The following is a 6673-nucleotide window of genomic DNA, read 5'->3' on the forward strand; positions in this document are numbered from 1 at the left end:
CACAAAGTGTAATCCAGACCGATCAGGTAATGGAGATAATCTTTTTCCACGACACTTTCCGGTAATGTCGGATCTGACGAATTGAAATATTTCCCGTTGTAATAGGCGCCTTCACCGCGAAGCACCAAAGGACCAATGGTTGTGCTAAAACTACCGCCACCAATATTTAATCGATGGTGTTGCGGATAGACAGTCAAACCGGTCAATTGATGCGTCGCCGGATCACTGGATTTGACTACGTGCATAGTCGGATCATCGTCCCAGGCATAACCTGCCATTATTTCGAAATCTATTTTTGAAGTGAGCGCTGAAAATTTTGCAAAAAGCTCACCATTCTTCAGCGAAGGCGTTACTTCCTCTCTGGAATAATCGAATGTTGGCGTCACCGGAAAGGGAAACTTCGGTCTCCAGATCGAGCCTTCCGGCGGCATAATTGTCGGCGTAAAGGCAGGAAGCCAGACAATCTCAAAAGTATTGTCGCCAAGATAATAGTCCGCTTTTACTCCGGTAACTCCCATTCTGATTTCATCAAAATCGCGCAACAGAAATTCGCTCAAATCTTTCGGGGAAACGATGTCCGTGATAAAAACGCCATCGGCTTTTCCCCAGATAATCTGTTGTTTTCCGATCCTCACATCTACGGAGTTGAAATAGATATCCAGATATGCCTCGCGCAAACCAATTTCCATTTCCTGGTTCGGATACTGGTAAATGTATGGATTGGCTTTAAAGGCAACTTTGTCTTTACTTTGTTCCACATTCAGATTTAAAGTATTTTGAATGATGGAATATTCATTATCTCCATTGAGCAGCACGCCAGTGTAATTTCTCACATAGCCAGTCAGACCAATTGACTGGGCTTGAAGCCCGGCTATGAAAATCAAAACCGCTGCTGCCAGTGTTAATTTAAATATTCGAGCTTTCATTTTATGCCTCTCTTCATCATTCTTTCCGTAAACATACTGTTTTTAATTCCGCCATCAATTACGACATTGCTCATTTCCATTTTTGTGGTATGTTCTTTTTGTACGTTGTGCATCTCTGTGTCGAGAATGATCCAGTACCCTTTGATTTTCTCGTATCTTTTTATATGAAGTTCTTTGAGAAAATCACCATCTTCGTCGTAGAACTCTTTTTTCAATCCGATCCATTTGTCTTTTACAACCCAGGTTACAGTGCGAGAATACATGTAATCTTCATCTTTGGGAATGCTTTCGATCACATAACATTGCTCGCCGTTCAGCGTTTCTTCGCGAAGAATTTTATGCGTGTCTTCGTTGGGTTTCCTGTCGCCCAGATCATCGTAAGTGAAATCCGAGCCCATGAAATAATCGCTCTTACTGTCGCTGGAAATGCGTTTAACTTTTTTCAGCGCCGGCAAATAGATCCACTGGTCATCGTCTTTATTTGGATCGTCGTAACTCCAGTTCATGAAAGAAGTGTTGCGAACGTCAGCCGGTTTGATGAAAAACATGATCTTTTTTTCAACATCACCAAAATCTTTGATATATTGTTTAATTTCTCGCACGCGCTTGTTGCCTCTTGAATTGATTAAAGTCATGGTTAAATTTCCGACCATGTCTTTGCCTGTCGGGCGATTGTAAACTTTTTCCATTACTTCCAGACCTGTTATTTTGCTCTGCGAAAAGACGAGCACTGGAATGGCAACGATAAAAGCCATTACGATTGTTTTCATTTTTCTGAGTGTCATTTTAGACCTCCATAATTTTTGTTTTCAAAGATTGTAGCAAATGCGGATTTGCGCAGAAATTTTCTGAACAAATCCACATCAATTCAGTTATTTTTTCTTTTTATTTTTAAAGTAGATATTTGACCCGTATAGAATCACAAACATCACGGTAACTGTTCCCAGAAAACTGGTGAACATGTTCAAAGAAACCAACGCTCCCAATATTCGGTTAGGCGGAAAGACCGAGAAAATCAGCACCATAAATCCGGCGATAACAACGATGGCGTTGAAAATTATCGCGCGGCCGGAATGATGCATGGTTAACTGAATGGTTTTAGCCTTATCTTTTGTCTGGGTTGCGTAAATTTTATACCTTTCAATAAAGTGTACCGCATAGTCGATTCCGATTCCGATGGCAATACTGGAAATTAACGCTGTTGTTGTACTCAACGGAATATCCAGCAAACCCATCACTCCAAAACTGATTAGCGCGGTAATGATAATGGGAACCGAACCAATTAGGCCAATAGTGAATTTTTTGAACATTAGCGCCAGAAGAACCACAATAATAATTAATGAAATCAACAAGCTGGAAATCTGGCCCTGTAAAATAAGGTCTGTAAAAACCAATGCTTTATAACCGGAACCGGCGTAATTCATTTCAACATTGTCTTTTTCAAAATCAGCCCGGTATTTCTCTATGATGTCGATGGCGCTTTTCAATGCTTTGGAGTTATCGCTTTTGAGCTGAAAAGTAATATTTGCCTTTTTATAATCTTCTGTGACAACCTGCCACAAATTATCCGGATCGCCGGACATTTCGTACAAGAGCAAATATTGCGCAATCAAATCGCTGGAGCCTGGAATACGATCATATTCCACACTATCGGCATGCATTACTTTGTTCATGCGTTTCAGATAATCGCCCAGAGAAAATGAATTTCCTACTACCGGCAATGTATTTTCCACGTCTTTCTGCATTTTCATTACAAGGCGCATCGTTTCAGGGCTCTTGAATGTATCGTCAGTTTTCCCTTCGAGGATCACATTCAAAGTACTGGTTCCGCCAAAGTGCTCATTGATAAATTTGTCCGTGAGGACGATATCGCTGTCTTTTTCAAATTTTTCCAGAAAGCTGGAATTTATCCACACTTTTGTGACGCCAAATATGGAAACAGCAACAATGATAACCGTGGCAACGTAGATGAGTGTCTTGTGCCTAATCGCCAAATGGGCAAATTTGTAAGCAAAATGATCATGCTCAGCATCGTCATCCTCATCTTTTATTTTCTTTTTCGGATGAGGCAAACCGAATGCTAAAATTCCGGCAGGAATTAATATTAAGGAAAAGACCATCGCCATCATTACGCCAAAAGCAGTGAACAGACCGAAATATTTGATGGGATAGACCTGCGATGTCAGCAATGAAATAAATCCCACTGCCGTCGTAATCGAAGTCATCACTACGGGACGCCACATTTCGCGAACCATGTCCATGACTGCCTCCCGGCGATCAGCCTCAGGATTTTCCCGCAAATGCATATAAAGATGGGAATACAAATGTATTCCGTCTGCTACCCCTATGGCGATAAGCATCACCGGAATCATCGTGGAAACCGCATAAATGGGAATGTTCAAAAGCGCCATGAGTCCGAACGCCCAGATTGTACTGAAAAGCACCACTAATAAAGTGAATAGCGTACTTTTGCCATTTCGAAGCACAAGAAAAAGTACCAAAATAATAACCAAAACGACAATTGGCACCATTCTCTTCATGTCTTTGGGCCCCAGATATGCCATGGTTCCTTCAACGATCGGGCGTCCTGCCACATAGACATTTTCCGGACCTTCATATTCCTTGGCAAGATTCAATATTTCGTGATAAAATTCTTGAGAAAAAACGTCATCCCCAATGCGGGCGATAATAACGGTCACGGTCTCGTCGGTGGAAACCAGTCTTCCGAAAACCATCCCGAAAACCATTTCATTATCGCGAACTTTCTGACGCAAATCCTGCAATTTTTCTTTGGTTTTGGGCACTCGTTTGAAAAAAGCCTTTACGTCCAGGCCGTCTTCAGTGCCAACGATATTGTCCGCTGTATAGAGCGAAGTCACATCGTTCTTCTCAATTTGTTTCATTTTTTGCAGCTTCTTGGTCAGGTCTTTGACCTTTTTCAGTGTGGAATAATTATAAACACCGTCTTTGTTTTCCAGTGCGATAATAATTCCGTCTTTGATGTCAAACCATTTCTCGGCCTGGTTACTGTAAACAAATGCCGGATGCTGCTGCGGCATGTATTTGTCAAGATCAGTTTCCATGCGTGAGTTGCTTTTCATCACCATAAAAAATCCGATAGAAATCAATAGAATAGTTAAGAGAATGATTTTTGGATATTTTAATAGCTTGCCAATTAAGTTAACCATTTGCCTCTCCTTTTAAATAAATTGAATTGTAAATAAAATTGGTAAATATTTCCTCTTTTAATGTTGAAGAGATCGTTTTGCAATCATTTTATTGATTGAAAAATATAAATCCATTCCTTCTTTTTTCAAATCAAACTGATAGCCAAACAAATGCCATTTGGCTACAATTAATCTGATCGAACCCAGAATAATCAGGGCTAATTGTTCTTTGGGAATATCATTTCGAATCTCGTTGTTTTTTTGTCCCTGTGTAATAATTTCTTCCAACACTTTTTGATTCGCTTCCATGATGGAGGCGATTGAATCGGCCAGTTGTTTTTCATTTTGAAAAATTTCTTCGGCAAAGATAATCGCCGCCAATGCCGGTTTTGAAGAAAATTGGATGAAATGTTGTTCAAAAATTTGCTTTAATTGCTCCAGGGAACTGAGATTTTTATCAGCAATGCTCGTAATTAATTCATCCTTTTGTTTTTTGAACAATTTCAAAATTCCCAGCAAAATTTCCATCTTACTGGTGAAGTGACGGTAAATCGCCCCTTCGGTCAAATGGACTCTGGCAGATAAATTCTTAATCGTTAATTTCTGAATACCTTCTTCAGCGATCAATTCAATAGCTGCTTCAATAATTTCTAATTGTCTTTTTGTGAACATGGTTAATCTCTTTTTAAGTTAATTTCGGTAGAAAGAGTAAATACTCACTTACAATATACTGAAAAAAAATTTAATTGTCAAGTCTTTTTTTCAGCTCATCAAATTTACTCATTTTTCGCCTCTTTTATTTGCTAATTTTTTGATAATATCAATTTGTTTTTATTTTTTCCTAAAGAGGACATCGAAAAAGGACAACATCTATAACACAAATAAAGGTTCCCAAAATCAAAAATATTCATTAAAACAAGGTTTCATTCAGCGCAGCAAAATCATCTTCTTCACCTGCTGGAAATGTCCGGCGCAAAACCGGTAGAAATAAACCCCGCTGCTCAGCCCAGAAGCATCAAATCGGAAGACATGTCTCCCTGATGAAAGTTTTTCATCGACGAGTTCGGCAACTTTTTCGCCCAGCGCGTTGAAAATCTCCAGCGAGACCAGTTCTTTTTCGGGCAGAAAAAATGAAATTTGCGTGATAGAATTAAATGGATTTGGGTAATTCTGAATCAAGGCGAAGTTGCTGATTGTCCTCTCTTTACTCGTTCGGACAGATAAAATATTTTGATATTCACACGCGCCGATATCCGCAGACGCTCCCACAGGAACAGGCATGCCGTAAAAGTCCGTCGTGTAGCCCAACAGAAGCCCGTTGTCTATACAAGGCGATTCACCGCTCAGACGCCAGTTGTCAATTTCATTCACGAACAGCGGATTTTTTTGTATATTGCTGTTCATTTGGTCGTTGTGCTCGCCGTTATTGGCATTGAACTGGGACACGGTGAGACTTTTCAGCCGGTAGAAAATCACTTTTGTCGTCGTCGGGTTATAAATGCAATTATTCTCAAAAATATTTCCTTTGACAGAAGCGTGATTGTCGATGACAATGCCGTAACCGTTCAGAGCTTCTCTGGAATTTGTGCCGCAGTTGTAAATGATATTGTTCCTGAAATAGTTATTTATTTTATCGTTCTGATCCGCGCGAATTCTTATCCCCGCTTCTTCGCAGTTCATGATTGTGTTATTTTCAATGTAATTATCGTGACAAACATGGCCGTCGCCATATCCTTGCAAGTCAAATCCCTGCGCTGTTGCGCCTTTAGCCGGGGAATTTTTCACGCCGTCAATGACATTGTGATGCACGCGATTGTTGTTGCCGTTAATTTGATTTCTGACGGTGGTGTCTTTTATCAGATTGCCGTAAAATTCGTTGTTTTGACACAAACCTTCTCTGCCGTCTGTGCCGATCCCGTGCATGTAGGAAATATTTTTGCCGGAAATAAAATTGTTGCAAACGATATTATTGTAAACGCCCGGGTCTCCCTCATACGAAGCATACAAATAAATCCCGCAATGCCCCCAATCCAATACTTGATTCGACTGAATGAGACAGTCGTGCGCTCCGGCAGTTAGCAGAACGCCATCTTCTACGCCTCTCTTTTCCGGCGGCCCGTAAATAAAATGAAAACCTGAATCGATGAGATTGTTCTCAATCATAATGTGGTGAGAGGACTGGCCTTGATAAGGATTTACCCGAATACCCATGCAGGCATATCGTCCGATAGCACAATTTTTAATTGTGAGATAGCTACAGCCATAAATGGCGATCGTATGTCCTGATCCGCCTTCCAGATCCAGATTTTCCAATATCAGATATTTTTGCTTTCTGATGCGGACGTTTAAATAAAGTTTGTTTCCCTGCATTGATTGAAAGACTTCTGCGGGGTTACCAGTGGAATAAAGATAAAGCGCATTGTCGCTGTAACACCATTTCGATTTTGCGCCGTCAATATTGCTCACCAGATTCGTCCGCAAAATTTCTTTCCCGTCAATCAACAACCGTCTCGGATTCCAGTTGTAATCCATGCGCCAGATATTATTTCCCAGATTTGTCCATTTCCCGCTGTTTTTCCA

At 40.5% G+C, this 6673-nt stretch carries 5 protein-coding genes; all 5 read right to left on the reverse strand.

Going from position 1 to position 6673, the window contains the following annotated elements:
- Window positions 1-926 (reverse strand): hypothetical protein (locus tag GXO74_10565; GenBank protein NOZ62113.1); only part of this gene is annotated, 926 nt, incomplete at its 3' end.
- Window positions 923-1711, reverse strand: a complete 789-nt coding sequence (locus GXO74_10570) for an outer membrane lipoprotein-sorting protein (protein NOZ62114.1) — start codon at window positions 1709-1711, stop codon at window positions 923-925. The genes GXO74_10570 and GXO74_10565, both read right to left, overlap by 4 nt.
- Window positions 1712-1798: 87 nt before the next feature.
- On the reverse strand, window positions 1799-4114 hold the full coding sequence (locus GXO74_10575) for an MMPL family transporter (protein NOZ62115.1): 2316 nt from the start codon (window positions 4112-4114) through the stop codon (window positions 1799-1801).
- 57 nt (window positions 4115-4171) lie between these two features.
- The gene (locus GXO74_10580) at window positions 4172-4765 is read right to left on the reverse strand and encodes a TetR/AcrR family transcriptional regulator (GenBank protein ID NOZ62116.1); all 594 of its coding nucleotides are present in this window, start codon (window positions 4763-4765) and stop codon (window positions 4172-4174) included.
- Window positions 4766-5020: 255 nt separating this feature from the next.
- On the reverse strand, window positions 5021-6673 hold a 1653-nt coding region (locus tag GXO74_10585), incomplete at its 5' end, for a T9SS type A sorting domain-containing protein (protein NOZ62117.1).

The sequence above is a fragment of the Calditrichota bacterium genome, from assembly GCA_013152715.1.
Lineage (GTDB): Bacteria > Zhuqueibacterota > Zhuqueibacteria > Thermofontimicrobiales > Thermofontimicrobiaceae > 4484-87.